22 protein-coding genes, 1 pseudogene and 1 riboswitch are annotated in these 25,072 nt (G+C 68.5%); of the genes and pseudogenes, 20 read left to right on the top strand and 3 right to left on the bottom strand.

Features of this window, described 5'->3' with window-relative positions; all coding sequences use genetic code 11:
- The first annotated feature begins 30 nt into the window (after nucleotides 1-30).
- From dusB to hflX, 8 genes are all read left to right on the top strand, one after another.
- Nucleotides 31-1,038: a tRNA dihydrouridine synthase DusB gene (gene dusB, locus J2728_RS09990; protein ID WP_309998749.1), complete on the top strand. Its 1,008-nt coding sequence runs from the start codon at nucleotides 31-33 to the stop codon at nucleotides 1,036-1,038.
- Complete coding sequence (locus J2728_RS09985) at nucleotides 1,035-2,165, top strand: two-component system sensor histidine kinase NtrB (RefSeq protein ID WP_309998748.1); 1,131 nt, start codon at nucleotides 1,035-1,037, stop codon at nucleotides 2,163-2,165. The genes dusB and J2728_RS09985 overlap by 4 nt, the downstream gene beginning before the upstream one ends.
- 2 nt (nucleotides 2,166-2,167) lie before the next feature.
- Entirely contained in the window at nucleotides 2,168-3,589 is a 1,422-nt protein-coding gene (locus J2728_RS09980; RefSeq protein WP_013079109.1) for a sigma 54-interacting transcriptional regulator, read from the top strand.
- A gap of 62 nt (nucleotides 3,590-3,651) precedes the next feature.
- On the top strand, nucleotides 3,652-5,895 hold the full coding sequence (locus J2728_RS09975) for a sensor histidine kinase NtrY-like (protein WP_309998746.1): 2,244 nt from the start codon (nucleotides 3,652-3,654) through the stop codon (nucleotides 5,893-5,895).
- Nucleotides 5,892-7,280 carry a nitrogen assimilation response regulator NtrX gene (gene ntrX, locus J2728_RS09970; protein WP_309998745.1) on the top strand — a complete coding sequence of 463 codons (1,389 nt, stop codon included), beginning with the start codon at nucleotides 5,892-5,894 and terminating at the stop codon, nucleotides 7,278-7,280. The genes J2728_RS09975 and ntrX overlap by 4 nt, the downstream gene beginning before the upstream one ends.
- On the top strand, nucleotides 7,280-8,143 hold the full coding sequence (locus tag J2728_RS09965; protein ID WP_309998744.1) for a D-amino-acid transaminase: 864 nt from the start codon (nucleotides 7,280-7,282) through the stop codon (nucleotides 8,141-8,143). The genes ntrX and J2728_RS09965 overlap by 1 nt, the downstream gene beginning before the upstream one ends.
- A gap of 156 nt (nucleotides 8,144-8,299) precedes the next feature.
- Nucleotides 8,300-8,548, top strand: coding sequence for an RNA chaperone Hfq (gene hfq, locus J2728_RS09960; RefSeq protein ID WP_013079113.1), 249 nt, complete (start codon nucleotides 8,300-8,302; stop codon nucleotides 8,546-8,548).
- A 5-nt stretch (nucleotides 8,549-8,553) separates the two neighbouring features.
- Nucleotides 8,554-9,894 carry a GTPase HflX gene (gene hflX, locus J2728_RS09955; RefSeq protein ID WP_309998740.1) on the top strand — a complete coding sequence of 447 codons (1,341 nt, stop codon included), beginning with the start codon at nucleotides 8,554-8,556 and terminating at the stop codon, nucleotides 9,892-9,894.
- On the opposite strand, the gene mazG is transcribed toward hflX, so the two are convergent.
- Both mazG and J2728_RS09945 read right to left on the bottom strand, forming a co-directional pair.
- Complete coding sequence (gene mazG / locus J2728_RS09950) at nucleotides 9,891-10,724, bottom strand: nucleoside triphosphate pyrophosphohydrolase (RefSeq protein ID WP_404979727.1); 834 nt, start codon at nucleotides 10,722-10,724, stop codon at nucleotides 9,891-9,893. The genes hflX and mazG overlap by 4 nt on opposite strands.
- Complete coding sequence (locus tag J2728_RS09945) at nucleotides 10,684-12,081, bottom strand: MFS transporter (RefSeq protein WP_309998737.1); 1,398 nt, start codon at nucleotides 12,079-12,081, stop codon at nucleotides 10,684-10,686. The genes mazG and J2728_RS09945 overlap by 41 nt, the downstream gene beginning before the upstream one ends.
- 194 nt (nucleotides 12,082-12,275) lie before the next feature.
- Between J2728_RS09945 and J2728_RS09940 the strand changes: the two are divergent.
- Nucleotides 12,276-12,591: pseudogene (locus tag J2728_RS09940) on the top strand (hypothetical protein).
- A gap of 276 nt (nucleotides 12,592-12,867) precedes the next feature.
- On the opposite strand, the gene cobU reads toward J2728_RS09940, so the two are convergent.
- Nucleotides 12,868-13,386, bottom strand: coding sequence for a bifunctional adenosylcobinamide kinase/adenosylcobinamide-phosphate guanylyltransferase (cobU, locus tag J2728_RS09935; RefSeq protein ID WP_309998735.1), 519 nt, complete (start codon nucleotides 13,384-13,386; stop codon nucleotides 12,868-12,870).
- 36 nt (nucleotides 13,387-13,422) lie between these two features.
- Nucleotides 13,423-13,612: riboswitch (cobalamin riboswitch) on the top strand.
- Nucleotides 13,613-13,752: 140 nt separating this feature from the next.
- On the opposite strand from cobU, the gene J2728_RS09930 reads away from it, so the two are divergent.
- The 11 genes from J2728_RS09930 (at nucleotide 13,753) to J2728_RS09880 (ending at nucleotide 25,067) form a co-directional block, all read left to right on the top strand.
- Entirely contained in the window at nucleotides 13,753-15,702 is a 1,950-nt protein-coding gene (locus J2728_RS09930; RefSeq protein ID WP_309998734.1) for a TonB-dependent receptor plug domain-containing protein, read from the top strand.
- Nucleotides 15,703-15,711: 9 nt separating this feature from the next.
- Nucleotides 15,712-16,728, top strand: a complete 1,017-nt coding sequence (locus J2728_RS09925; protein ID WP_309998732.1) for an aminotransferase class I/II-fold pyridoxal phosphate-dependent enzyme — start codon at nucleotides 15,712-15,714, stop codon at nucleotides 16,726-16,728.
- Nucleotides 16,718-17,563 carry an ABC transporter substrate-binding protein gene (locus tag J2728_RS09920; RefSeq protein WP_309998731.1) on the top strand — a complete coding sequence of 282 codons (846 nt, stop codon included), beginning with the start codon at nucleotides 16,718-16,720 and terminating at the stop codon, nucleotides 17,561-17,563. Before J2728_RS09925 ends, J2728_RS09920 begins: the two co-directional genes overlap by 11 nt.
- Nucleotides 17,560-18,546 carry a FecCD family ABC transporter permease gene (locus tag J2728_RS09915; RefSeq protein WP_309998730.1) on the top strand — a complete coding sequence of 329 codons (987 nt, stop codon included), beginning with the start codon at nucleotides 17,560-17,562 and terminating at the stop codon, nucleotides 18,544-18,546. Before J2728_RS09920 ends, J2728_RS09915 begins: the two co-directional genes overlap by 4 nt.
- A complete protein-coding gene (locus tag J2728_RS09910; protein ID WP_309998729.1) occupies nucleotides 18,543-19,322 on the top strand; it encodes an ABC transporter ATP-binding protein in 780 nt (259 codons plus the stop codon). The genes J2728_RS09915 and J2728_RS09910 overlap by 4 nt, the downstream gene beginning before the upstream one ends.
- The gene (gene cbiB / locus J2728_RS09905; protein WP_309998726.1) at nucleotides 19,312-20,238 is read left to right on the top strand and encodes an adenosylcobinamide-phosphate synthase CbiB; all 927 of its coding nucleotides are present in this window, start codon (nucleotides 19,312-19,314) and stop codon (nucleotides 20,236-20,238) included. The genes J2728_RS09910 and cbiB overlap by 11 nt, the downstream gene beginning before the upstream one ends.
- Nucleotides 20,226-21,683 (top strand): cobyric acid synthase, encoded by a 1,458-nt coding sequence (locus J2728_RS09900; protein ID WP_309998724.1) that lies wholly within the window; start codon nucleotides 20,226-20,228, stop codon nucleotides 21,681-21,683. Before cbiB ends, J2728_RS09900 begins: the two co-directional genes overlap by 13 nt.
- Nucleotides 21,683-22,714 carry a nicotinate-nucleotide--dimethylbenzimidazole phosphoribosyltransferase gene (gene cobT, locus J2728_RS09895; protein WP_309998723.1) on the top strand — a complete coding sequence of 344 codons (1,032 nt, stop codon included), beginning with the start codon at nucleotides 21,683-21,685 and terminating at the stop codon, nucleotides 22,712-22,714. The genes J2728_RS09900 and cobT overlap by 1 nt, the downstream gene beginning before the upstream one ends.
- 2 nt (nucleotides 22,715-22,716) lie before the next feature.
- Nucleotides 22,717-23,478 carry an adenosylcobinamide-GDP ribazoletransferase gene (cobS, locus tag J2728_RS09890; RefSeq protein ID WP_309998722.1) on the top strand — a complete coding sequence of 254 codons (762 nt, stop codon included), beginning with the start codon at nucleotides 22,717-22,719 and terminating at the stop codon, nucleotides 23,476-23,478.
- Nucleotides 23,475-23,987, top strand: a complete 513-nt coding sequence (locus tag J2728_RS09885) for a tyrosine phosphatase family protein (RefSeq protein WP_309998721.1) — start codon at nucleotides 23,475-23,477, stop codon at nucleotides 23,985-23,987. The genes cobS and J2728_RS09885 overlap by 4 nt, the downstream gene beginning before the upstream one ends.
- A gap of 138 nt (nucleotides 23,988-24,125) precedes the next feature.
- Nucleotides 24,126-25,067, top strand: a complete 942-nt coding sequence (locus J2728_RS09880; RefSeq protein ID WP_309998720.1) for an alpha/beta hydrolase — start codon at nucleotides 24,126-24,128, stop codon at nucleotides 25,065-25,067.
- The last annotated feature ends 5 nt before the right edge of the window (nucleotides 25,068-25,072 follow it).

Below are 25,072 nucleotides of genomic sequence, written 5' to 3'. Positions count from 1 at the left end.
TAAAAAGAATGCTACGGGGATGATCAGAAAATGAGCAACAAGCTCGAGGTCGGTGGGGTTTGTGTCCCCGGTCGGGTGTGGATCGCGCCTATGACCGGGGTCTCTGACCTGCCCTTCAGAGAAACGGCCACGGCGCTCGGCGCGCCCTATGTGGCGACGGAGATGGTGGCCAGCGCGGAGTTCGCGAGGGGGCGGCCCGACGTTGTCCGTCGCGCGGCGGTCGGCGACGGCTTGCCGCTGACTGTGATCCAACTCGTCGGTCGCGACATCGATTTCATGGCCGAAGGCGCGCGGATGGCCGCGGAGGCAGGCGCGGAGATCATCGACCTGAACTTCGGCTGTCCCGCCAAGGAGGTCGCCGCCGGCGCGGCCTGCGGCTCGGCCCTGATGCGCGAGCCGGACCTGGCGGAGGCGCTGGTGGCCGCCGCGGTCAAGGCCGTGGATGTGCCGGTGACGGTCAAGATGCGCCTTGGCTGGGACGACGCCAGCCGCAACGCGCCGGAGATCGCCGCGCGCGCCGAAGCGGTCGGCGCCAAGGCCATCACGGTGCATGGCCGCACCCGCAACCAATTCTACAAGGGCGTCGCCGACTGGTCCGCCGTGGCCGAGGTCAAGAAGGCCGTCTCGGTTCCCCTGTTGGTCAATGGCGACATCATCGACGGCGACAGCGCCCGCGCGGCGCTTGAGCAATCTGGCGCCGACGGCGTGATGGTTGGACGGGGCGTCTATGGGCGTCCGTGGATCGCCGGGGCCATCGAGGCCGCGCTCGAAGGGCGGGGATTCGCCGAGCCCGAGGCCGAGGAGCGCCTGGCGATCGCGCTCACCCATTTTCGCCGCAGCCTGTCGTTCTATGGCGAGCGGCTGGGTCTGAAGATGTTTCGCAAGCATCTGGCCTCGTACATCGAGGCCGCGCCCTGGCCCGAAACGGCCGAAGCGCGCCGCGCGGCCCGAGCCGCCCTGTGTCGCCTAGAGGATCCCACCGCCGTGGAGGTCGCCTTGCGCGACCTTTGGCTGGTGGGCGGGAGATTAGCCGCATGACCGACCGAGCCCGCGTATTGGGCGGTGTCGCCCCCGACGCCTTGAAGTCGGCGGCCTTCGATCTGAGCCCCGAGCCCGCGCTCGTGGTGGATCGGGATGGGGGCCTCGTCGCCGTCAATGAAGCCGCCGAGGCGCTGTTTGGGCACGGCCTCTCCCTTTTGGCGCGGGGGCGCTTCAGGGCCGCCTTGCCGCCCGGTTCGGTGCTGGTCTCCTTGCTCGACCGGGCGATCTCGGAGGGCGCGCTGGTCCGTGAGCACGGTGTCGAGGTCAATCTATTCGGCCAGCCTCCGTTCGAGGCCGACGGCGCGGCGGCTCCCCTGGGCGACGGCTCCGTCCTTCTGACCCTTCACGTCAAGGGCGTCCTGGGCGTCGATCGCGGCGCGGACGCGGCGGGTCTCCGTTCGGTCGTGGGCTTGGGCAAGATGCTCGCCCACGAGATCAAGAACCCGCTAGCCGGCATTCGAGGCGCCGCTCAGTTGCTGAAGACGGGCGCGAGCGCCGTCGATCAGCCGCTGGCGCAGTTGATTGTCGACGAGACCGACCGCATTCGTCGGCTGGTCGATCGCATGGAGGCGTTCTCGGATGACGCGCCGACCCCTCGCGAGCCCGTCAACATCCACCAGGTCCTGGATCGCGTGCGCGCCCTCGTCGCGAACGGCGTCGCCGACGGATTGCAGCTGAAGGAAAGCTACGATCCATCGCTGCCGCCGGTTTGGGGCGACGAGGATCACCTGATCCAGGTTTTCCTGAACCTGACCAAGAACGCCGCCGAGGCGGCGCACATGCGCGGCGACGGACGCGGAGCGATCTCGATCCACACCGCTTGGCGACCGGGCGTCAGGGTTCGCGGGGCCGACGGCAAGGCCGCCAGCGGCGCGCCGATCGAGGTGCGGGTGATCGACAACGGACCAGGTGTGCCGACCACGCTGCGCGACCACCTTTTCCAGCCCTTCGTGACGACCAAGGCCAACGGCACCGGTCTTGGTCTGGCGCTCGTGACCAAGCTGGTCACCGCTCATGGCGGACTGATCGACTTTGAATCCGAGCCCGGCCGCACCGTGTTCCGCGTGCTGCTGCCCATCGCGCCTCAAAATGGCGCTCCCGATACTGTTTCCGGAGACGCGTGAGTATGAACGCCGCGAGCAAAAAGATCCTGATCGCCGACGACGACAGCTCGGTCCGCCTTGTGCTCAGCCAAGCTTTTACGCGCTTGGGCTATCAGGTCCGCGCCACCGGCAATGCGACCACGTTGCTGAAGTGGGTGACCGACGGCGAGGGCGACCTCGTGGTCACCGACGTGATGATGCCGGACGAGAACGTCTTCGATGTCCTCCCGCGCATCCGCAAGGAACGGCCCAAGCTGCCGATCATCGTGATGAGCGCGCAGAACACCCTGCTCACCGCCGTCAACGCGGCTGACGCGGGGGCGTTCGAATATGTCTCCAAGCCCTTCGATCTGGATGACGTCACGGCCGCGGCGCGACGCGCCTTGTCGCGGCCTGCCGACACCGAGGCTTCCAAGGCGCAGGCTCGCGCCATGCGGGACGAGCGTCTGCCGCTGATCGGACGCTCCGCGCCGATGCAGGAGGTCTATCGCACGATCGCCCGGCTGGTCGGGGCTGATCTGACGGTCCTGATCCTGGGCGAGAGCGGCACCGGCAAGGAACTGGTCGCGCGCGCCTTGCACGAGCTGGGACGCCGGCGCGACGGCAAGTTCGTCGTGCTGAATCTGGCGGCCGTCCCACGCGAGCGGGTCGAGGTGGAGCTTTTCGGACGTGGCGAAGGGGACAACGGCCGGCTCGTCGAGGCCGACGGCGGTACGCTGTTCCTCGACGAGATCGGCGACATGCCGCTGGACGCCCAGACCCGTCTTCTTCGCGTGATCGACGGCACCGAGCCGGTGATCAATCCGAAGACCGGTCGTCGACCGAACGTGCGGATCATCGCGGCCACCAACCGCGATCTCCGGGGCCTGATCCAGCAGGGGCTGTTCCGCGAGGATCTGTTCTTCCGCCTGAATGTCGCGCCCGTGCGCCTGCCGCCGTTGCGCGATCGCGCCGAGGACATCCCGGACCTGGCTCGCACCTTCCTGTTGCGCGCCGCCCGCGAGGGTCTCCCGGCCAAGACGATCGACCAAAGCGCGCTGGATCGCCTGAAGAGCTATCCGTGGCCCGGTAACGTGCGCGAGCTCGAGAACCTGATGCGTCGGATGTGCGCGCTGTACGCCGAAGAGCTGATCACCGCGCGCATCGTCGATCGCGAGCTTCAGGATCACACGCCGGCGGTACGGTCGGAGGAGGGGCCTGTCACGCTGTCGACGCTGGTCGAGCGGCACCTGGCCTCGCACTTCGCCGATCAACCCGATGGCGTGCCGCCTCCCGGCCTCTATGACCGGGTTCTGCAGGAGATCGAGCGGCCACTGATCCAACTCACGCTGTCCGCGACGCGGGGCAATCAGGTGCGAGCGGCCGAAATCCTGGGCCTCAACCGCAACACGCTGCGAAAGAAAATCCAGGACCTGGGCGTCGAAATGACCCGCGGTCGCCGTTAGGCTGAAGCTTTCTTGGCACATAGCTGTTGAATTCAGGGCACACCCTCTTAGAATTGGGGGCGATGGCTTCAGTGGCTTACGCGACAAGATCGGAAGCCCCGCCGACCCGGTTCAGCCGGGCCTGGTGGCGAGAGCTTTTGCGGTCGCGCTACCTGGTGGCTTGCGGCTACGCCTTGGCCGTTCTGTTGACCGTCGCCGGCGTGGCCTTGGCCTCGTCTCCGCCCAAGACCGACTCGATCAGCACCGCCAGCACGGTGATTCTGGTCGTGTTGGGCTTCAATCTCGTCTTGATTCTGGGCGTGGCCACGATCGTTGGCCTGCGCCTCTATGACCTGATCGACGCGCGCGCCAGCGACGAGGGCGCGAGACTGCACCTGCGTTTCGTGGGTCTCTTTTCGCTGGCCGCCGTGGCGCCGGCGGTGATCGTGGCGCTCTTCTTCGGCGTGCTGGTCAATCGCGGCGTCGACGGCTGGTTCAGCCAGAAGGTTCAGACGGTGGTCGGCAACTCGGCCAAGGTCGCCAACTCCTACGTCGAACAGCAGAAGAACTATATTTCCGAGCACATCGCGCCGATGGCCGCGGACCTGAACCGCGCGGCGCCAGCGATGTCGCAGTCGCCCGTGGCGTTCGGCCACTATCTGGCCGGCGTCATGGAAGACAACGGCTTCTCGGCCGCCTATGTGCTGGACCGTGACGGGCGCATCCTGGCCCGGGCCGAAACCGCCTCCGCGCCGCCTTTCCTGGCGCCGCCGCCATCCAGCTATCAGGCCACCGATAGCGGCGAGGTCAGCGCCCAACGCTTCGTCTCGAAGGATCTCTTCAGGGCGCTCTACAAGCTCAAGTCCTTCCCTGACGGCTACCTCTATGTCGTGAGGCCCATTGAACAGGGCATTTTGAGCCACCTGATCGAGACGCAGGACGCGTTGCTCTCCTATCGCGACGCCGAGCGTAGTCGGGGGCGCATACAGGCGATTTTCGGCCTCAGCTATCTGGAGACGGCGCTTCTGGTCCTGGTCGCCGCGATCTGGGTTGGCATCGCCGCGGCAAACTCCATCGCGGGGCCGGTGGCGGACCTCGTGGAGGCGGCGGGACGGGTCTCGGGCGGAGACCTGGACGCCCGGGTGGAGGCTGGCTCCGGGCCAGAGGAGATCCGCGCGCTGTCGAACGCCTTCAACATGATGACCAGCGAACTGCAGTTGCAGCAGGCGGCCCTTCGAACGGCGAGCCTGGACGCGGAAGGCCGCCGACAATTCATCGAAACGGTGCTTTCAGGCGTCAGCGCGGGCGTGGTCAGCTTGGATGAGCGCGGGAGAGTTTCCGCCGTCAATCGGCGGGCGACCGCGCTTCTGGGTCTTCCAGATGACGCCTTGGGGGTCGATCTGATCACGCTGGCGCCGGAATTCGCAGTTGTCATGGACGCCCTCGAGGAGAGCCGGCCCGATACGGACGTCGAGATCGACATTATGCGGGAGGGCGAGACCCGCCGCCTCCGTGTGCGCGCGGCCGGTCACGTCGCCGCGGGCTTGGTCCTGACCTTTGATGACATCACCCGACTCGTCGCCGCTCAGCGGAACGCGGCTTGGAAGGACGTGGCGCGCCGCATCGCCCACGAGATCAAGAACCCGCTGACGCCGATCCAGCTGTCGGCCGAACGTCTGCGCCGCAAGTATCGCAAGGAGATCGCCAGTGATCTGGAGACCTTCGATCGCTGCACCGACACCATCATTCGCCAGGTGGGGGACATCGGGCGCATGGTCGACGAATTCTCGGCCTTCGCGCGGATGCCCGCGCCGCGTTTCGCGCCCGCCAACCTGACCGAGATGCTGCGCCAGGCGGTGTTCGCGCAGCGGTTTCAGGACGCGGAGATCGAAGTTCGATTGGAGGCGCCCGGCGAGGGGGATATCTGGGTGACCTGCGACGAGCGCATGATCGGTCAGGCCTTGACCAACATCCTGAAGAACGCCGGCGAGGCGGTCGGAGCGCGGCGTCTCGCCGATCCGGATCTACGCGGCCGGATCACCGCCGTCTTGGTGTCGGACGCCGAGGATTTGTGCGTGACGATCGAGGACAATGGCGTGGGCCTGCCCGCCAAGGACCGGGATCGGTTGACGGAGCCCTATGTGACGACCCGCGAGAAGGGCACTGGCCTTGGTCTGGCGATCGTCAAGCGGATCATGGAAGACCACGGCGGTGGCCTAGCCTTGACCGACGCGCGCGAGTCGCCTGGCGCTCGCGTGATCCTGAAGTTTCCAACGACCGCGCGTCTGCCCGCCGCGGCCCAAAGTGGCGTTGAGGAGATGATATGAGCGCCGACGTTCTGGTGGTTGATGACGAAGCCGACATCCGCGAATTGGTGGCCGGTATCCTCGAAGATGAAGGTTACGCCGTCCGGACAGCCGCTGACTCGGACCAAGCGCTGGCGGGGATCCGCGCGCGCAAGCCGGCCCTGCTGATCCTGGACATCTGGATGCAAGGCGGCGGCATGGACGGCCTGGAGCTGCTGGACATGGTCAAGGGGCTGGACGCCGACCTGCCCGTGGTCATGATCTCGGGCCACGGCAACATCGAGACCGCCGTCAGCGCCATCAAGCGCGGCGCCTACGAGTTCCTGGAAAAGCCCTTCAAGTCCGATCGGCTGCTGATGGTGGTGGAGCGCGCGCTCGAGGCCGCCGGACTGCGCCGGGAAAACCGGCGGCTGCGCGCGCAGACGCTGTCTCCCGACGGCCTGATCGGCAAGTCCGCGCCCGCCCAGGCGCTGCGGCAGCTGATTTTGAAGGTCGCCCCCGCCAATAGCCGGGTATTGGTGTCCGGGCCTCCAGGCTCGGGCAAGGAGCTGGTGGCGCGCCTGATCCATGGCGCCAGCACCCGTGCCCGCCAGGAATTCGTCGCGGTCAGCGCCGCGGGCATGGCGCCCGAGCGTCTTGACGTCGAGCTGTTTGGCGAAGAGGGCGAAGGCGGCCGGCCCCGCAAGATCGGCGTGTTCGAACGCGCGCATGGCGGCACGCTCTATCTCGACGAAGTGGCCGACATGCCGCGCGAGACGCAAGGGCGGATCCTGCGGGTCCTCGTCGAGCAGCGTTTCCGCCGCGTCGGTGGCGACAGCGACGTCCAGGTCGACGTGCGGGTCATCTCGTCCACCTCGCGCGATCTGCGGGACGAGATCGCCGGCGGCCGCTTCCGCGAGGATCTTTTCCATCGCCTCAACGTGGTGCCCGTCCGCGTGCCGGGCCTCGCCGAACGGCGCGAGGACATTCCCGAGCTGATCAGCTTCTTCATCGACCGCATCAGCGAGACCACGGGGTTGCAGCGGCGGCGGCTGGGCGAGGACGCCCTGGCGACGCTTCAGGTTCAGACCTGGCCTGGCAATGTCCGGCAGCTGCGAAACAACGTCGAGCGCATGCTGATCCTGGCGTCGGGCGAGCCTGGCGACGTGATCACCGCCGAGATGCTGTCGGGAGCCGACCAGCCCAGCGCGGGCAACGCCGGCGCGATCGGCGCCGAGCGTATTATCGCATTGCCGTTGCGCGAAGCCCGCGAACTGTTCGAGCGCGAATACCTGAACGCTCAGATCCTGCGCTTCGGCGGCAACATCTCGCGCACCGCCAACTTCATTGGCATGGAGCGCTCGGCCCTGCACCGCAAGCTGAAGTCCCTGGGCGTCGCCGGCGCCCGGGCCGAAGAGGAAGAGTGATGTCGCGTTTCGCCTATGTGAACGGCCAGTTCGTGCGTCACGGCGAGGCCGCCGTTCACATCGAGGATCGAGGCTACCAGCTCGCCGACGGTGTCTACGAGGTCTGGGCGGTGTTTGGCGGCAAGCTCGCCGACGCCGAGGGTCACTTCGCGCGTCTTTGGCGCAGTCTGGACGAACTGCGGATCGCTCATCCGATGAGCGAGGCCGCTTTGACCCTGGTGCTGCGCGAAGCGGTTCGGCGCAACAAGCTGCGCGAGGGATTGGTGTATCTTCAGGTGACGCGGGGCGTGGCGCGCCGCGATCACGCCTTCCCGAACCCCGCCGTGTCGCCGTCGGTCGTGATCACCGCCAAGTCGATCGATCGCGCCGCCACCAACGCCAAGGCCGAGAAGGGCGCTTCGGTGATCTCGGTCCCGGAAAACCGCTGGGCGCGCTGCGATATCAAGTCGATCGGCCTCTTGCCCAACGCCTTGGCCAAGCAAGCGGCTCGCGAGCGGGGCGCCGTCGAAGCCTGGTTCGTCGATGACATGGGTCTGGTGACCGAGGGCGCGTCATCCAACGCCTGGATCGTCGACGCCGAGGGCGTGCTGCGAACGCGCGACACCAACGCCAATATCCTGCGCGGCGTGACCCGCTCGACCTTGCTCGAGGTGATCCGCGACGCTGGCCTGCCGATCAGCGAAAAGCCTTTCACGATCGCGGAGGCCCAGGCCGCCCGGGAGGCCTTCATCACGGGCGCGGGGTCCTTGGTGACGCCGATCGTCCAAGTGGATGGGGTAAAGCTTGGGGACGGAAAACCGGGCCCGGTAGCAATGCGGCTTCGTCACGCCTATATAGCTCGAGCGCGTGAGAAAGCCGTCTGAAGCCTGAGCAATTTTCGCCAGGAGCGTCGGCTTGTCGCGCGACCTTGCGGAAATTTTCGCCGGCGGCTTGTCGCTTTCAGCGAAAAATCATCTAGCATGGACTTGTTTGTGTGGGGGGCGTGTGGCCCTCCGTGAACAATGAGAGGGGAACCCCCGATGTCTGCCGAAAAGAAGCAAAACCTCCAGGACACGTTCCTGAACAGCGTGCGCAAGTCGAAGACGCCGCTCACCATTTTCCTCGTCAACGGCGTGAAGTTGCAGGGCGTGGTCAGCTGGTTCGACAATTTCTGCGTCCTGTTGCGTCGCGATGGCCAGTCGCAACTGGTCTACAAGCACGCCATTTCCACCATCATGCCGGCGCAGCCTGTCCAGCTCTATGAGCCCAGCGCCGACTCCGACGACTGAGACGCTTGTCAAAATCCACATCAAGGTCGATTGACCACGCCGCGCCGATCCTGAAGGCGCTCGTCATCCATCCGGCGCGGCAACTGCGTGGTCAGGCGGCCCTCGAGGCCCGGGATCCCAACGCCCGGCTCGAGGAGGCTGTCGGCCTCGCGGTGGCGCTCGATCTCGACGTCGTGGAGGCGCTGATCGCGCCTCTGCGCGTCGTCACGCCCGCGACCCTGTTCGGCAAGGGCAAGGTCGAGGAGTTCGCGGGGATCTGCGAGGTCGAGCATATCGACGTCGCGGTCTTCGACGATCAGCTCACCCCGATCCAGCAGCGCAATCTCGAAAAGGCTCTGGAGGTGAAGGTCGTGGACCGCACGGGCCTGATCCTCGAGATCTTCGCCCGACGGGCCCGGACCCGGGAAGGCAAACTGCAGGTCGAACTGGCCCGGCTCGACTACGAGCGCTCGCGCCTCGTCCGAACCTGGACCCACCTGGAACGCCAGCGCGGCGGCACCGGCTCGACCGGCGGTCCCGGCGAGACCCAGATCGAAATCGACCGCCGCCTGATCGCCGGCACGATCATCAAGCTCAAGAAGGAGCTTGAGGAGGTTCGCCGCACGCGAACCCTGCACCGCAGCGCCCGCAAGAAGGTTCCGTACCCGACCGTCGCCCTGGTCGGCTACACGAACGCCGGCAAGTCCACGCTGTTCAACCGCCTGACCGAGGCCGAGGTGCTGGCCAAGGACATGCTGTTCGCGACCCTGGACCCGACCCTACGCACCGTGAAGCTGCCCGACGGCCGCCCGGCGATCATGTCGGATACCGTGGGCTTCATCTCCGACCTGCCGCACGAGCTGGTCGAGGCCTTCCGCGCCACGCTGGAGGAGGTGCAGGAGGCCGACGTCGTCCTGCATGTCCGCGACGTCGCCAATCCCGACAGCGAGGCCCAGGCCCGCGATGTCGAGACGGTGCTGTCCGAACTCGGCGTCACCCTGGACGGCGGCAAGACCGTGGTCGAGGTCTGGAACAAGATCGATCTCCTGTCCGAGGACGACCGCGAAATCATCGAGGGCCAGGCGCGCCGCGTGGGCGCTTCGCCCGTATCGGCGGTCACGGGCGAGGGCTGCGAAGCGCTGCTGCGCCGCGTCGGCGGCCTGATCGACGACTCCCCGCCGGTCGAGGTGCGCCTTGGCCCGCAGGACGGCCAAGCCCTGGCCTGGATCTACCGCAACGGTCGGGTGCTGGGCCGCCACGACGGCGAGGGTGGCGAGGTCACCCTGATCGCGCGGCTGGATGGGCAGGCCCTGGGCCGCTTCGAGCGTCAGTTCCCCGAGGCCCGCGTCGAGCTGGCCGCGACCTAGCCCTTCGCCTTCTCCGCCGCCTTGGCGTCGTTCCAGAGCGCGTCCATCTCGGCCAGGTCCGACTGGTCCGGCGTCTTGCCGCGCTCGGCGAGGCCTGACTCGATGAAGGCGAAGCGGCGGGCGAACTTGGCGTTGGTGGCGCGCAGGGCGTCTTCCGGATCGACATCCAGTTTCCGCGCCAAGTTCGCGCAGACAAACAGGATATCGCCCAGTTCCTCGCGCGCCTTGGCCATGTCGCCCGCGTCGATCTCGACCGCGATCTCCTCGGTTTCCTCGCGGAGCTTCTCCAGGACCTCGGCGGCCGAAGGCCAATCGAAGCCGACGCGGGCGGCGCGCTTGGTCAGCTTCACGGCGCGGGTGAGGGCGGGCAGGCCGGTCGGCACATCGTCGAGCACGCCGTGCTTGGCCTTGGCCTGGCGCTCCTGGGCCTTCAGGGCCTCCCAACCCTCGACCTGATCGGAAAGGGTTTCGTAGGCGTGGTCGCTGAACACGTGCGGGTGACGACGGATCATCTTGTCCGAGATCGCGGTGGCGACGTCGTTGATGTCGAACGCGCCTTGCTCCTGCGCCATCCGAGAATGGAACACCACCTGCAGCAGCAGGTCGCCGAGTTCCTCCTTCAGGTCGGAGAGATCGCCACGCTCGATGGCGTCGGCGACCTCGTAGGCTTCCTCGACCGTGTAGGGCGCGATCGTCGCGAAGGTCTGCTCCAGGTCCCAGGGGCACCCGCCATTGGGATCGCGAAGTTTGGCCATGATCTCGACCAAGCGGGCGATCGGCTCCTGGTCTTCACTCGGCGGGGGCGACAAGGGCGTTGGCGTCAGGGGCATGAGGATCCAGCTGGGCTGCGGGCTTGGACGAGGCCTCGGCCGCATCCCGCGCCGCGAGCTGGCGCTGGATCTCGGCGAGACGGTTCGCATCCAGCGGATAGCGCATCATCACCGCCGCGACCATCAGTCCCAGCGCCGCCGGCGCGAAGGCGTAGAGCCCGATCAGCGCCGCGTCGCCCGCAGCGGTTGGCGTCTTCGGGTCGAAGCCCAGCGCGCCCAGGATGATGAAGACGCCAACGGCCAGGGCGTAGCCGAGCTTCACCGTGCCGGTGACGATCGCGTACAGCAGGCCGGTCTTGTCGACGCCGGTCAGCAGACGCTCCTCGTCGCCGATGTCCGCCATCATCGAGCGGACCAGCAGCTGGGCGGCGGAGTAGGGCAGCCCGGCCAGCACCAGGACGATCATGCCCAGCACCACTTCCCCAGGCGGCATGAAGACGGTCGCGAACTGCACGATCGCGTAGACGACCGAGGCCACGGCCAACGCCCGATGCTTGCCAATGCGCTTGGCCAGCATGGGCCAGATCGGCGCGCCGGCCAGGGCGGCGATGAAATAGATCAGCAGCAGGATTCCCGACTGGGTCTTGTCGAAGCCCTTCATGCGCTCGAAGAAGAACAGGAACAGCGTGCCGGCGATACCAGGCGCCAGGCCCATCAGGAGGTCGGCGATCAGCAGGCGTCGCACGGAGGGGCGGGCCAGCAGGCCGAAATATTGCTTGAGGCCGGCTTTTCCGTGCCGGGGCGGCGCGGCGGGCTCGCCGACGGTGCTCACGGCGAGCAGAACCGCGAGCGGGGCTAGCACGACGATGAACCAGCCCATGGCGGCGATGCTGTCCAGATGATCGCCCTTGAACACGCCGGTCACGATCGGCGGCAGGCACAGCACCAGGATCATGCCGACCACATTGGCGCCCTGCCACCAGGCGAAGACGCGGGAGCGCTGCTGGTAGTCGCTGGACAGAACCGCCCCCCAGGCGGTCTGCGACAGCACCACCATCGAGTAGCCGACATAGACGACGGACAGCCAGAACCACAGATAGAGCGCGCCGACACCGGGTTGGGCCATGAACAGGGCGTAGGAGCCTATGGCGATCACCGGCGAGCCGGCGGCGAGCCAAGGACGGAAGCGGCCGAAACGCGACCGCGTGTTGTCCATCAGTCCGCCCAGCACCGGATCCAGAAGCATGTCGATTAGCTTCACGATCAGGAAGGCCGCGCCGACCGTGGTCAGGGATAGGCCCAGCGACGTGACGTAGTATTCGGGCAGGTAAACGACCAGGGGCAGGCCCATCGCGGCGATCGGTACGGCCGGCGAGGCGAACCTGGCCAGCGCCCATGACGATTTACGCTCCGTCATCGCGTTACTCCTCCCCGCGCTTCGATCGCGCTTCGTATTCGGCCCGAGACGGCCATTTCAAACGAGTGTGCGAGCATTGTTCGTCCTGCGCCAGCCCGTTCTAGCATCGACTCACGGCGCCGCGCTTCACGCGGTCACCCGCTGAAGGGATGGAAAGGGACGCGGAGCGCCGGGCGACGTCCGGAGTGTGAAGAGTGAATACCGTTTCGACGAAGCCCGAACGCTCCGCGCGACCGTTATCCGCCAGCGTCCCGTCAGGTGGCCCTGTTCAGGCCTTACCGGGACCCGAGCCTCCGAGTTTCCTCGAAGCCCAGCGGTCGGAGAGGACGAGCCACTACAGGCTAAGACACATCCCTTCGCCTCCAACCACGCCAGCGGCGGGCGGGTCTGGCCAGCAACCAGATCCCCGGACCGTCCGAGTATCCCCCTCGAACCTGTCCCCGCTCGATCGCCCCCCGCCGCCACGATGGTCGCTGGCCATGCGCCCTTTCCTCGCGACGAGGTGGGTAGAGAATACGGCAGGTTTTGGAGGGGTGGATAAGTCGGCGCCAACGCTCGTCGAACGCCCATGAAAACCCTCTCTCTTCGAGAGAGGGAGGGGCCCATGCGCAGCATGGGAGGGTGAGAGGTTTCACCCTTTCCGGACAAGGCAAGGACGACAAGTCGCTGAAACGGCGGGGATTCCTCGGCAGTTCTCGTAACCTCTCACCCCCCCACGCCTGACGGCGCGGGCCCCTCCCTCTCTCAAAAAGAGAGGGATTTACGCGCTCGTCCCTCGACGAGCGTTCAGCCCTGGGGCTTCATCTTCAGCGGCAGCCCCGCCGCCACGAAATAGACCTCGTCGACCGTCGCGGCGAGCCGTTGGTTGAGCCGTCCGGCCTCGTCGCGGAAGCGGCGGCCCAGCGGCGTCTCGGGCACGATGCCCAAACCAACCTCGTTGCTGACCAGCCAAAGGCGAGCAGGGCAGGCGGCGACGGCCGCGACCAGCTCGGCGCACGCCGCCTCGACGTCCTGGTCGGCCAACATCTGGTTCGAGAGCCACAGCGTCAGGCAGTCGACCACGGCGATCGCGTCGGCGGGCAGGGCGGCGATGGCCGACGCGAGCGCAAGCGGCGCTTCGACCGTGGTCCATGATTCGCCGCGATCGGCCCGGTGGCGCGCGATGCGCTCGGCCATCTCGTCGTCGAACGCCTGGCCTGTCGCGATCATTACCGGCCGCCCAGCCCGCGCCACGGTTTCAGCGGCTTTCTGGGCGAAGCCGCTCTTTCCCGAGCGCGCGCCGCCCAGCACCAGGGTCATGGTCATGAAAGCTCCACATTGACGGTGTGCGGCGCAGCATATAGGCCTTGCGACGCGTCAGGCTCCTCGAAAGAGGATTAAAAGGGAACGAGGTTCAAGGCCTCGGCTGCCCCCGCAACTGTTAGCGGCGAGTTCTAGCGCCATACGCCACTGGGGCCCTCGGGCTCTGGGAAGGCGGCGCCAAGAGCATTGACCCGCGAGCCAGGAGACCTGCCCGGCGCGGTCGTTCATCGCTCGGCCGGGGTGCGCCGATCGAACGGGATTTCCCGAGAAACGACAGTCAAAGGACCGCGCGACGGTCCGTGTCCGCGTGTGGTCCGCCTCGCGCGGGGCGGCTTGGCGCGCGGGTCGTTCAGTAGGGGAAGAAGAACCATGATCCGAGCGTTTCTGAGCTCAACCGCCCTCGCCACCAGCCTGATCGCGGGCGCGGCTTTCGCCGACGACCAGAAGGCCCCCGAGGCCGACGTCGCCGGCGCGACCGGCGCCAACGGCGTCGCCGAACTCGTCGTCACCGCCACCCGCACCGCCCAGCCGATCGAGAAGGTCGGCGCGTCGGTCACCGTCCTGACCCAGCCGGCCATCGAGGCCAGCCAGGCGATCTCGGTCGTCGAGCTCTTGGCCCAGACGCCGGGCGTCAGCTACACGCGCAACGGCGGTCCGGGCACGACCACGGGCCTCAACATCCGCGGCGCCGAGACCCAGCACACCGTCGTCCTGATCGACGGCGTCAAGCTGAACGACCCGTCCTCGACCCAGGGCGGCTTCAACAGCGGCAACCTGCTGGTCGGCGACATCTCGCGCATCGAGATCCTGCGCGGCGCCCAGTCGACGCTGTGGGGCAGCCAGGCCATCGGCGGCGTGGTCAACATCGTGACCGCCGAGCCCACGACGCCGTTCTCAAGCTCGATCGACGCCGAGGCGGGCGCGCGCAAGACCGGTTACCTGCGCGCCGGCGTCGGCGGCGCCGGCGACAAGATCACCTGGCGCGTGGCTGGCGGCTACTACACCACCGACGGCTTCTCGGCCTACAAGCCGGGCAAGGAGAAGGACGGCTACCAGAACGCCGGCCTGTCGGGTCGCCTGCGCGTGGCGCTGGCCGAGAATGTCTCGGCCGAGGTCCGCTCGGTCTATTCGAAAGGCAAGAACGACTTCGACGGCTTCAACGTCGACAGCCCCGAGTTCGGTCGCACCGAAGAGCTGGTGATCTACACCGGCCTGAACTTCGGCCTGCTGGACGGTCGCTGGAACAACCGGATCGGCTACGCCTACACCGACACCGACCGCGAGAACATCAATCCGGCCCGCCCGGCCGCGCCGCTGACCTTCGACGCGGCCGGCAAGAACAAGCGCTGGGAATATCAGGGCGTCTTCGCGGTCACCGAGACCGTGTCGGCCACCTTCGGCGCCGAAACGGAAAAGGCGCGGATGCGCACGCGCTCGCCGTCCGTCAGCAACCCGAACCCGGCCTTCGCCACGGGCAAGGTCGGCGTCGACAGCCTTTATGGCCAGCTGCAGGCCGAGGTGGTTCCGGGCCTGACCCTGACCGCCGGCGTCCGTTACGAGGACCATGACACCTACGGCAGCCACACCCTGGGCCAAGCCTCGGCCGCCTGGGCGCTGAACGAGGGCAATACGGTCCTGCGCGCCAGCTTCGGCCAGGGGTTCCGGGCTCCTGGCCTCTACGAGCTGTTCAGCGAGTACGGCAATCTGAACCTCTCGCCCGAGAAGTTCGACAGCTGGGACGCCGGGATCGAGCAGCGCTTCCTGGGCGGCAAGGCCCGCGCCGTGGCGACCTGGTTCCACCGCGAGGCCGACAACGAGATCCGCTACTTCTCGTGCACGGGCGGCGCCGATCCGCTGTGCGCGCCGGGCGGCGTCTCGCGTTGGGGTTACTACAGCAACGTCCTGAAGACCAAGGCGCAAGGCCTTGAACTGATTGGCGAATACAAGCCGGTACAAGGCTTGATTCTGTCGGGCAACTACACCTACACCGACGCCGAGACTGACTCCGGTTCGGCCAAGGGCAAGCAGCTGACCCGGCGTCCGAAGAACATGGGCAACCTGTCGGCGACCTATGTCTGGCCGGTGAAGCTGTCGACCACCGTCGCGGTCCGTTATGTGGGCAAGACCTACAACAACGACGCCAATACCCAGGTGGTGAAGGACTACACCCTGGTCGACCTGCGCGCGTCCTATCCGCTGAAGGACGGCCTCGAGGTCTTCGGCCGCGTCGAGAACGCGTTCGACAAGGACTATCAGACCATCCTGAACTACGGCACGCCCGGTCGCGGCGCGTTCGTGGGCCTGCGGGCCCGCTTCTAGAGCGCGGTGATGGCGTCGATCCCCCACCTCGGCGCCCTCCGACATGGCGGCCGTCTCCGCGAGGCGACGGCCGCCTATCCGGACGCGCGCGGGCCCTGGCTCGACCTCTCGACCGGGATCAATCCGGAGCCTTGGCCCGGCGCGCGCGCGTCGGCCGAGGCGCTGCGCACGCTGCCCGATCCCGCGCTGCTGACCGAACTGGAGGCCGTTGCCGCCCGCGCCTTTGGCGTATCCGATCCCGCGCGGGTCGTGGCCGTCGCCGGGGCGGACGCGGCCCTGCGGCTGACGCCGCTCTTGCTGGACGGGCGCGACGTCGCCTTGGTCGCCCCGATCTACGGCGGCCATGTCGAGGCCTGGTCCGCTCGAAAGCCGCTGATGGTCGCTTCGCTGGACGATCGACGCGCCATCGACGCGGACATCCTGGTCTTGGTCAATCCAAACAACCCCGACGGCCGCCAGGTCGCGCGCGCCCAGCTCGCGGAACTCGTCGAGGCGCGATCGGCCCTGGGGCGCTGGACGATCGTCGACGAGGCCTTCGCCGAGGTGACTCCGGGCATCAGCGTGGCCGCCCTGGAGATCGAACGCCTGATCGTGCTGCGCTCGTTCGGCAAGTTCTACGGCCTGCCCGGAGTGCGGCTCGGATTTGTGATCTGCGACAGGAACTTGGCGAGACAACTTCGCGTCGTTTTGGGCGACTGGCCGCTTTGCGCCGACGCCCTGTCCCTGGGTCTTGGCGCCTATGCCGACGCGGCCTGGCGAGCGACCACCAGCGCCTGTTTGGCCACCCAGGCCCGCAATGTCGACGCGGTCCTGAGCGCCGCCGGACTCGCCGTTGTCGGCGGCTGCGATCTCTTTCGCTGGGTCGAGGCGCCAGACGCGCATCGGCTGTTCGTCGGTCTCTGCCGCCAAGGCGTGCTGACGCGGCCCTTCGCGGAGCATCCGACGCGGCTGCGGTTCGGCATCCCTTCGCGCCAGAACCTCGAGCGCTTGCGCGAGGCCCTTCAGGCGGCGCGGCATGCAGCCTAGTCGCAGGGTCATGATCGGCGGGGCGCTCGCCCTGGGCGCGGCCACGCCCGCCTTGGCGGCGCCCAAGCGCATCGCCTCGCTGAACGCGTGCCTCGACGCCATGCTCGTGCACCTGGCCGACCGCTCGCAGATCGCTGCGCTCAGCCACTACGCGCGGGAGGAGCGGGGCTCCACCGTGGCGGCCCAGGCTCGCGCCCTGCCGTTCACTTGGGAGAGCGCCGAGGAGATCATCGCGCTCCAGCCGGATCTCGTCCTGGCCAGTCAGCACTCGGCGCTGGCGACCCGCAACGCCCTGAAGCGCCTTCACGTGCCGGTCGAGCGCTTCGCCGTGCCCAAGACGGTCGAGGAAAGCCTCGCCCAGGTCCAGCGCGTGGCCCGCCTGATCGGCCAGGTCGATCGCGGCGAGCAACTGATCGCGCGCATCAGGACGGCTCTGGCCGCCGCGACGGTCAGGCCCGGCGCGCGACGTCTGAGCGCTTTGATCTATCAACCCAATGGCTTCGCGGCGGGACCTCACACCTTGGTTGACGAGATGATGACGCGGGCTGGCTTCGACAACGCCGCCCGACGGTATGGCCTGAAGTCGTGGGGTAACGTGCCGCTCGAGTTGCTGTTGACCGATCCGCCGGAGGTTCTGCTGGTCGGCGAGCCCGCGGCTGGCGCGCGAAGCTGGGCCGACCGGGTCATGACCCATCCGGCGCTGGGCGCGCTCAACGGGCGGATGAAGCAGGCCCGGCTGCCCGAGCGGCTCCTCTATTGCGGCGGGCCGGTGCTCATCCAGACCGCCCAGGCGATGGCCTCGGCGCGCGCCGAGGTCCTTGGAGAGCGGGCATGAGGACGCGATCGCCTTGGCTGGTCTTCGGTCTGCTGGCGGCGTCGCTGGCGGCGCTGTTCGTCGTGAGCCTGTGCGCTGGCCGGGTCTGGACGCCCTGGAGCGCCTGGGTCTCGAACGGCGCCGATCCGCGCTGGGCCATCGTCTTCGGCCTGAGGCTGCCCCGAACAGTCCTTGCCGTGCTGGTCGGCGGCGCCTTGGGCCTGAGCGGCGCGGCGCTGCAGGGCTACACGCGCAATCCGCTGGCCGAGCCTGGCGTGCTGGGCGTCTCGTCCTCGGCGGCGCTGGGGGCGGTGCTGACGCTCTATCTGGGCGCGGCGAACGAAGCCCATTGGATCCTGCCGGTGGCGGCGATGGTCGGGGCGGGACTGGGAGTCGCCGCCTTGCTGGCGCTGTCGGGCGTCACCTCCAGCGTCGTCACCTTCATCCTGGCGGGCTTCATCATCCAGACCGTCTGCACGGCGGGTATCTCGCTGGCGCTGAACCTCGCTCCGAACCCGTGGGCGGTCGACGAGATCATCAGCTGGCTGATGGGCTCCCTGGCCGATCGCAGCGTCGAGGAAGTCCGTATCGCCGCGCCCGGCGTGATCCTGGGAAGCCTGGTTCTGCTGACGCTGGGCCGCTCGCTCGACGCCCTGACCCTGGGCGAGCAGGGCGCGCGGTCGCTGGGCGTCAGCCTGACGCGGACGCGGCTCTTGCTGGCCGTCGGCGTGGCGCTGGCGGTCGGGTCGAGCGTCGCGGTGACCGGCGTCATCGGCTTTGTCGGTCTGATCGTGCCGCATCTGCTGCGGCCCTGGGTCGGATCGAGGCCCGGCGCCGTGCTTTGGCCCTCGGTGCTGGGCGGGGCGGTCTTGACGCTAGGCGCCGACATCCTGGTCCGCCTCACCCCGGCCGCCGAGGAGGTCAAGCTCGGCGTGGCCATGGCCGCCCTAGGGGGCCCTTTCTTCCTCTGGATGCTGGTGTCGATGCGCGGGAGGCTGGCGTGAGCGAGGGACTGTTCGCCGACACGGTGAGCCTCAGCCTGGGCGATCGCCCGGTGCTTTCCAAGGTCACGGCCCGGTTCCGAGGGGGCGAACTGGTGGCGATCGTCGGTCCCAACGGCGCGGGTAAGTCCACCCTGCTGTCATGCCTGGCGGGTCTTAGGCGGCCGGACGCGGGGCGGATCACGCTGGACGACGCGGCCGTCGCGGACATCCCCGCGCGCCGCCGGGCGCGGGCCATGGCGTTTCTGGCCCAGACGCCGGAGATCGCCTGGGATGTCGACGTGCGGACCTTCATCGGTCTTGGCCGAACGCCTCATTTGGGCGTGTTCGGACCCAGCGCGGAAGACGCGGTGGCTATCGACCAGGCGATCGAGGCCACGGGGCTGGCTGATTTCGCCGCGCGACCGATCACCCGCCTGTCGGGCGGCGAGCGGGCGAGGGCGCTGATCGCCCGCGCCCTGGCGGGCCAGACCGATTGGCTGCTGGCGGACGAGCCGCTGACCGGCCTTGATCCCGGCCACGCGCTCGACACGGTGAACCTCTTCCGCCATCTGGCCCACGAACAGCGCAAGGGCGTGATCATCACGCTGCACGACCTGACCCTGGCGGCGCGCTTCGCCGATCGCGTGCTGTTGCTGGACCGAGGCCGCCTGGTCGCCGACGGACCACCTGGGCAGGCCCTCACGCCCCAGGCGCTGGCCATGGCCTATGGTGTGCGGACCCGGGCCCACGCTGGCGCGGCCGGACCCCTGATCGAGATCCTGGGCCGTGTGGACTAACCCCTGGCTTGTCCTGGCCGCGGCGGCTCTGGAGGCCGTGGTTGGCTATCCGGCCGCGCTGCACCGGCGCGTTCCGCATCCGGTGGTCTGGATGGGCGTCCTGATCTCGCGGCTGGAAACCGCCTTCAACCGACCGGCCTGGAGCGACGGGGCGCGCAGGCTGGCGGGGATCGGGACACTGCTGATCATCGTGCTGGTCAGCGGCCTTTTGGGCTGGCTGTTGGCTAGGTTCGGCGGGCCCTATGTCGTGGCGATCGTGGGAACGCTCGGCCTGGCGCAGCGCAGCCTTTACCAACATGTCGCCGCCGTCCTTCGGCCGCTGAAGACCGGCGACCTCGACGCGGCCCGGGAGGCCGTCGCCAAGATCGTCGGGCGAGACGTCGAGCGGCTCGACGCCGGTGGCGTCGCCGCCGCGGCGATCGAGAGCCTGGCCGAGAGCTTCAACGACGGCGTCGTCGCGCCGATCTTCTGGTTCGTGGTCGCGGGACTGCCGGGCCTCTTCGTCTACAAGGCGGTCAACACGGCCGACAGCCTGATCGGCCACCGCGAGCCGCGCTGGCGCGCGTTCGGCTGGGCGTCGGCGCGGTTCGACGACCTGCTGAACCTGGCCCCCGCGCGGCTGGCCGGCGCGCTGATCGCCTTGGCCGGGCGCGGCGGCTGGTCGATGATGCTCCGCGACGCGGGCAAGCACGCCTCGCCCAACGCCGGCTGGCCCGAGGCCGCGATGGCCGGCGCCCTGGACGTCCGGCTGGGTGGCGCGGCCTGGTATGACGGCGAAAGGTCCGATCGCCCCGTGTTCGGGAACGGCCGGGAGGTCCAGACCCAAGACCTGCCGCGCGCGCTGCGCATCTATCTGGTCGCCTGTGCGATCCTGTGGCTGCTTCTGGCGCTTGGAGGATTCGCATGGCGGCGCTGATGATCCAGGGTTGCGGCTCCGACGTCGGCAAGTCGGTGCTGGTGGCGGGCCTTTGCCGGCTGTTCGCCAACCGGGGTCTGAGGGTCCGTCCCTTCAAGCCGCAGAATATGTCCAACAACGCCGCCGTCACGGCCGGAGGCGGCGAGATCGGCCGCGCCCAGGCCCTGCAGGCCATCGCCTGCCGCACGCCGCCGACGGTCGACATGAACCCCGTGCTGCTGAAGCCCCAGAGCGATGTCGGCGCTCAGCTGGTGGTGCGCGGCCAGATGGCGGGGACCTGGAAGGCCAGCGGCTACCAGGCGCGCAAGGGCGAGCTGCTGGGCGTCGTCGTCGAGAGCTTCCGCCGGTTGGAGGCCGAAAGCGACCTCGTCATCGTCGAAGGGGCGGGGAGCCCAGCTGAGATCAATCTCCGCGCCGGCGACATCGCCAACATGGGCTTCGCGCGGGCGGCGGACGTGCCGGTCGTGCTGGTCGGCGACATCGACCGAGGCCATGTGATCGCCGCCCTGGTCGGCGCCCACGCGGTGCTGGACGAGGCCGACCGGGCCATGGTGCGCGGCTTCCTGATCAACAAGTTCCGCGGCGATCCCGCGCTGTTCCAGGACGGCCGGCGGATGATCGTCGAGGCCACGGGCTGGCCCGACCTTGGCATGGCGCCTTGGTTGGCGGCGGCGCGGCGGCTGCCGGCCGAGGACGCCGTCGTGCTGGACGATCCGTCGCCGCTGGGTGGCCGGAAGATCCGCATCGTCGTGCCGATGCTGTCGCGCATTGCCAATTTCGACGAGTTCGACGCCCTGCGCTCCGAGCCGGACGCGGCGTTCGCCTTCGTGCCGCCCGGCCAGCCGCTGCCGGGCGACACGGACCTCGTCATCCTGCCGGGAACCAAGGCGACGCTGGCGGACCTGGCCTTTTTCCGCGCCCAAGGCTGGGACATCGATCTGGCCGCCCACGTTCGGCGCGGCGGTCGCGTGCTGGGCGTCTGCGGCGGCTTCCAGATTCTGGGGCGGCGTCTCTCCGATCCAGACGGGATCGAAGGCGCGCCGGCCTCCGTCGAGGGCCTCGGCTTGCTCGACGTCGAGACGGTGATGACGGATCGCAAGACCCTGCGCCAAGTGACGGGGCGACTGCCCGGCGGCGCGCGCTTCGCCGGCTACGAGATGCACGTCGGGCGCACCGAGGGCGGCGGACAATCGATGCTGCGATTTGACGACGGCGGCCTGGACGGCGCCGTCTCGCCCGACGGTAAAATCCGAGGCTGCTACGTCCACGGCCTTTTCGACAGCGGCGAGGCGAGGGCGGAACTGCTGGCCGAGCTTGGCGCCGTCTCGGATCACCTCGATCAATCCGCGCGCGTCGATCGGGCGCTCGATGAGATCGCGGCCGCTCTGGAGGCGGCGTTCGACATTCCCGCGCTCGCGGCTATCGCCGGCCTGGAGACCTCTTGATGACCCTGCCCGCCGTTTCCCCGGTCGATCTCTCCGGCGCCGCGGCGCTTCGCGCCGAACTCGACGCCAAGGCCAAGCCGCTGGGCGCGTTGGGGCGGATCGAGGACCTGGCCGTGCGGCTGGGTCTGATCGCGGGCGGACCGCCGCCGTCGTTCGATCGCGCGCTGCTGCTGGTTTTCGCTGGCGATCACGGCATGAACGCCGAGGGCGTCTCGGCCTATCCCTCGGCCGTCACGCAGGCGATGGTGGCGACCTTCCTGGCTGGCAAGGCCAGCGCCAATGCGTTCGCCAGCGCCGTGGGGGCTGAGTTGCGGGTCGTCGACGCGGGCGTGGACGCCGACCTGCCGCCCCATCCGGCGCTGCTGGACGCCAAGGTCCGGCGAGGCAGCCGCAACGCCGCGGTCGAACCCGCCTTGACCCTGGCCGAAGCCGAGGAAGCGCTGGCGCGCGGCGCCGACATCGCCAGGCGGGCGGCCGAAGAGGGTTTCGAGATCCTGGCGCTGGGCGAGATGGGCATTGGCAACACCGCCTCGGCCGCGTTGCTGATGCATCGGTTGGCGCCAGCGCCGTTGGCCGAATGTATTGGCCGGGGCGCGGGCCACGACGCGGCGGGCCTGGCGCGAAAGGCCGCCATCCTGGAAAGGGCGGCCGCGCGCGCCGCCGCCACCGCGCCGCTCGACGTGCTGTCGGAGTTTGGCGGGCTGGAGATCGCCATGATCGCCGGCGCGATCATCGGCGCGGCCTCGGCGAGGGTTCCTGTCCTGGTCGACGGCTTCATCGTCTCAGCCGCAGCTCTCGTCGCGATCCGCCTGGTTCCGGCGGCCAAGGACTACTGCGTCTTCTGCCACCGCTCGGCCGAGCAAGGGCACGGCCGGCTGCTCGCCGCCTTGGAGGTCGAGCCGCTGCTGGCGCTGGACTTGCGGCTGGGCGAGGGGACCGGAGCGTTGCTGGCGCTGCCGCTGGCGCGCGCGGCCTCGCGGCTGTTGAGCGACGTCGCCAGCCTCGACGACGTGTTGAACGGAAGGCTCTGACCATGACCTGGCTATGGCGTCAGGCTCAGCTTCTGCTCTGCGCCGTGCAGTTCCTCACGCGGATCCCGACACCGTCATTGACCGGCTTCGAGAGCGACTGGATCACGCGAGCCACGCGATACTTTTCTCTGGTGGGGCAGGGTGTTGGCGCGATCTCCGCGGGCGCGTTCTTGCTGGGGTTCCACGTCTGGGGCGCGGGCGTGGCGGCCGTTCTGGCGATCGGCTTGGGTTTGCTGATCACGGGCGCCTTTCACGAAGACGGCCTGGCCGATACGGCCGATGGGCTCGGCGGGGGGCAGACGGCCCAGCGACGCCTGGAGATCATGAAGGACAGTCGCATTGGGACCTATGGCGTTTGTGCTCTGGCGATCGCGCTGGGCCTGAAGGTCGCGGTGCTATCGACCTTGTCGGCTCAGCTCGGCGCCTTGGCCTTGCTGGCGGCGCATGGCGTGGGTCGCGCGGCGTCCGTCGTCGCGATGCGGACGACGCCCTACGCGCCTTCGGGCGAGGCCGGCAAATGGAAGCCGACGCCGATGGGGGCGCGCACCGGCGAGGTGATCGTGGCCCTGGTCATCGCGGCCTGGCCCCTGCTGCTTCTGCCCGCGCCCGCCGCCGGACTGGGTTTGGCGCTGGGCGCCATCGCGGCGCTGGCGCTGGCTAGAACCGCCGTTCGCCTTATCGGCGGCCATACCGGGGACGTGCTCGGCGCGGTCGAGCAGGTGTTCGAGGTCGGCTTCCTGCTCGGCCTGGCGGCGCTGGCGTGAGGCTGATCGTGTGCCCGGGGTCGGCTGTCGAGGCGCTGCTGGAGCGGGAGCCGGTCGACCACGTGCTGACGCTGGTCTCGCCGGACGCCGTGGTGGCCGCGCGGCGCGTCGCCACGACGGTTCTGCGCTTCAACGATATCGCCGAACCCCGCCCGGGCTTGGTGGCGCCGAGCGCCGAGATGATCCGCGCGATCATGGACTTGGGGCGCGAACTTCCAGCGGCGGGGACGCTGCTCGTCCATTGCTACGCGGGCGTCAGTCGCTCACCGGCGGCGGCCTATATCCTGGCCTGCGCCGCGGGCTCCGCGGGGGAGGAGCGCGCGATCGCGACACGCCTGCGCGAGGCCTCGCCCAGAGCCACGCCGAACCCCCTGATGGTCTCCCTGGCGGACGACATCCTCGATCGCGGCGGCACCATGAGCGCGGCCATCGCGGCCATCGGGCGGGGCGCGGATGCCTATGAGGGCGACGTGATCGACTGGGCGATCGGCGACCCGGCTCGCGCCTAGGTTCGCCGCGAGGACCATGCGACCCACAAATTGATGGGACCGCTAACAATCGTCGTGACAGCCGCTTCAGAATTTGTAGGAGTAATCTAGAGCCGCGCCACAAGCGGTCGAACAAGAAACATTGGGAGCGAGAACGATATGGGGTTCTTCGGCAAGAGAGGCGGCCGCGCGGGAGCCGTGGCGACGGGCCTGGCGATGGCCTGGCTTTTGGCCACGCCGGCGTCGGCGCAAAACGACAAGATGACGCCGATCGCGATCCCGGCTCAGCCGAACGCGATCACCCTGAACACCGGGCCGCTGCCCGGCGCGGCGAATGCCGAGAGCTGGCACAGCCAGTACGGCAGCGTCTTCGCCCGCAACGTGACGGTCGCGACCCTGACTCCGTTCCTACCCGATCCGGCCAAGGCCACCGGGGTGGCCGTGATCGTCGCGCCGGGCGGGGGCTTCCGCACCCTGTCGATGGAGAACGAGGGCTGGGACGTCGCCAAGGCCCTGGCCGACAAGGGCGTCGCCGCCTTCGTCCTGAAGTACCGCTTGAATCAGACGCCGGCCGACATTCCCGGCTTCGAGGCGTCGATGAAGGCGATGTTCTCGGGCGTCGCCCGCGCGCCGCGCATGGACCCGCAGTCGGCAGTCAAGGCGCTGGAGCCGCAACTCGCCGACTCCCGCGCGGCCTTCGCCCTGATCCGCTCGCGCGCGGCCGAGTGGCACGTCGATCCCGACCGCATCGGCATGGTCGGCTTCTCGGCCGGCGCCATGCTGACCCTGACCACGACCCTGGCCGTCGAGGACGCCAAGCCGGCCTTTATCGGCCTGATTTACGGCTCGCTGGCGCCGGCGACGGTCCCGGCAAACGCGCCGCCAATGTTCTTCGCCCTGGCGGCGGATGATCCGCTGTTCGGCAACAGCGGCTTTGGCCTGATCGAGAGCTGGCGCGCGGCTAAGCGTCCCGTCGAGTTCCACCTCTACGAACAGGGCGGCCACGGCTTTGGCATGTACAAGAAGAAGACCACCAGCACCGGCTGGTTCGACGCCTATGCAAGCTGGATGGCCATGCACGGCTATATGAGCAAGAAGTAGCGCTC

The organism is Caulobacter segnis, from assembly GCF_031454995.1.
Classification (GTDB): Bacteria; Pseudomonadota; Alphaproteobacteria; order Caulobacterales; family Caulobacteraceae; genus Caulobacter; species Caulobacter segnis_E.
Note: the sequence above shows the minus strand (reverse complement) of the source record. Positions and strands in the feature narration are given on the sequence as shown.

Coding starts and splice junctions, on each gene's coding strand:
- cobS (WP_309998722.1), top strand. CDS start 22,717: ATGACCTGGCTATGGCGTCAGGCTCAGCTTCTGCTCTGCGCCGTGCAG.
- J2728_RS09965 (WP_309998744.1), top strand. CDS start 7,280: ATGTCGCGTTTCGCCTATGTGAACGGCCAGTTCGTGCGTCACGGCGAG.
- J2728_RS09985 (WP_309998748.1), top strand. CDS start 1,035: ATGACCGACCGAGCCCGCGTATTGGGCGGTGTCGCCCCCGACGCCTTG.
- mazG (WP_404979727.1), bottom strand. CDS start 10,724: ATGCCCCTGACGCCAACGCCCTTGTCGCCCCCGCCGAGTGAAGACCAG.
- J2728_RS09900 (WP_309998724.1), top strand. CDS start 20,226: ATGGCGGCGCTGATGATCCAGGGTTGCGGCTCCGACGTCGGCAAGTCG.
- hfq (WP_013079113.1), top strand. CDS start 8,300: ATGTCTGCCGAAAAGAAGCAAAACCTCCAGGACACGTTCCTGAACAGC.
- J2728_RS09945 (WP_309998737.1), bottom strand. CDS start 12,081: ATGACGGAGCGTAAATCGTCATGGGCGCTGGCCAGGTTCGCCTCGCCG.
- J2728_RS09880 (WP_309998720.1), top strand. CDS start 24,126: ATGGGGTTCTTCGGCAAGAGAGGCGGCCGCGCGGGAGCCGTGGCGACG.
- ntrX (WP_309998745.1), top strand. CDS start 5,892: ATGAGCGCCGACGTTCTGGTGGTTGATGACGAAGCCGACATCCGCGAA.
- J2728_RS09920 (WP_309998731.1), top strand. CDS start 16,718: ATGCAGCCTAGTCGCAGGGTCATGATCGGCGGGGCGCTCGCCCTGGGC.
- cobU (WP_309998735.1), bottom strand. CDS start 13,386: ATGACCATGACCCTGGTGCTGGGCGGCGCGCGCTCGGGAAAGAGCGGC.
- J2728_RS09925 (WP_309998732.1), top strand. CDS start 15,712: ATGGCGTCGATCCCCCACCTCGGCGCCCTCCGACATGGCGGCCGTCTC.
- cobT (WP_309998723.1), top strand. CDS start 21,683: ATGACCCTGCCCGCCGTTTCCCCGGTCGATCTCTCCGGCGCCGCGGCG.
- J2728_RS09930 (WP_309998734.1), top strand. CDS start 13,753: ATGATCCGAGCGTTTCTGAGCTCAACCGCCCTCGCCACCAGCCTGATC.
- J2728_RS09975 (WP_309998746.1), top strand. CDS start 3,652: ATGGCTTCAGTGGCTTACGCGACAAGATCGGAAGCCCCGCCGACCCGG.
- J2728_RS09915 (WP_309998730.1), top strand. CDS start 17,560: ATGAGGACGCGATCGCCTTGGCTGGTCTTCGGTCTGCTGGCGGCGTCG.
- dusB (WP_309998749.1), top strand. CDS start 31: ATGAGCAACAAGCTCGAGGTCGGTGGGGTTTGTGTCCCCGGTCGGGTG.
- J2728_RS09980 (WP_013079109.1), top strand. CDS start 2,168: ATGAACGCCGCGAGCAAAAAGATCCTGATCGCCGACGACGACAGCTCG.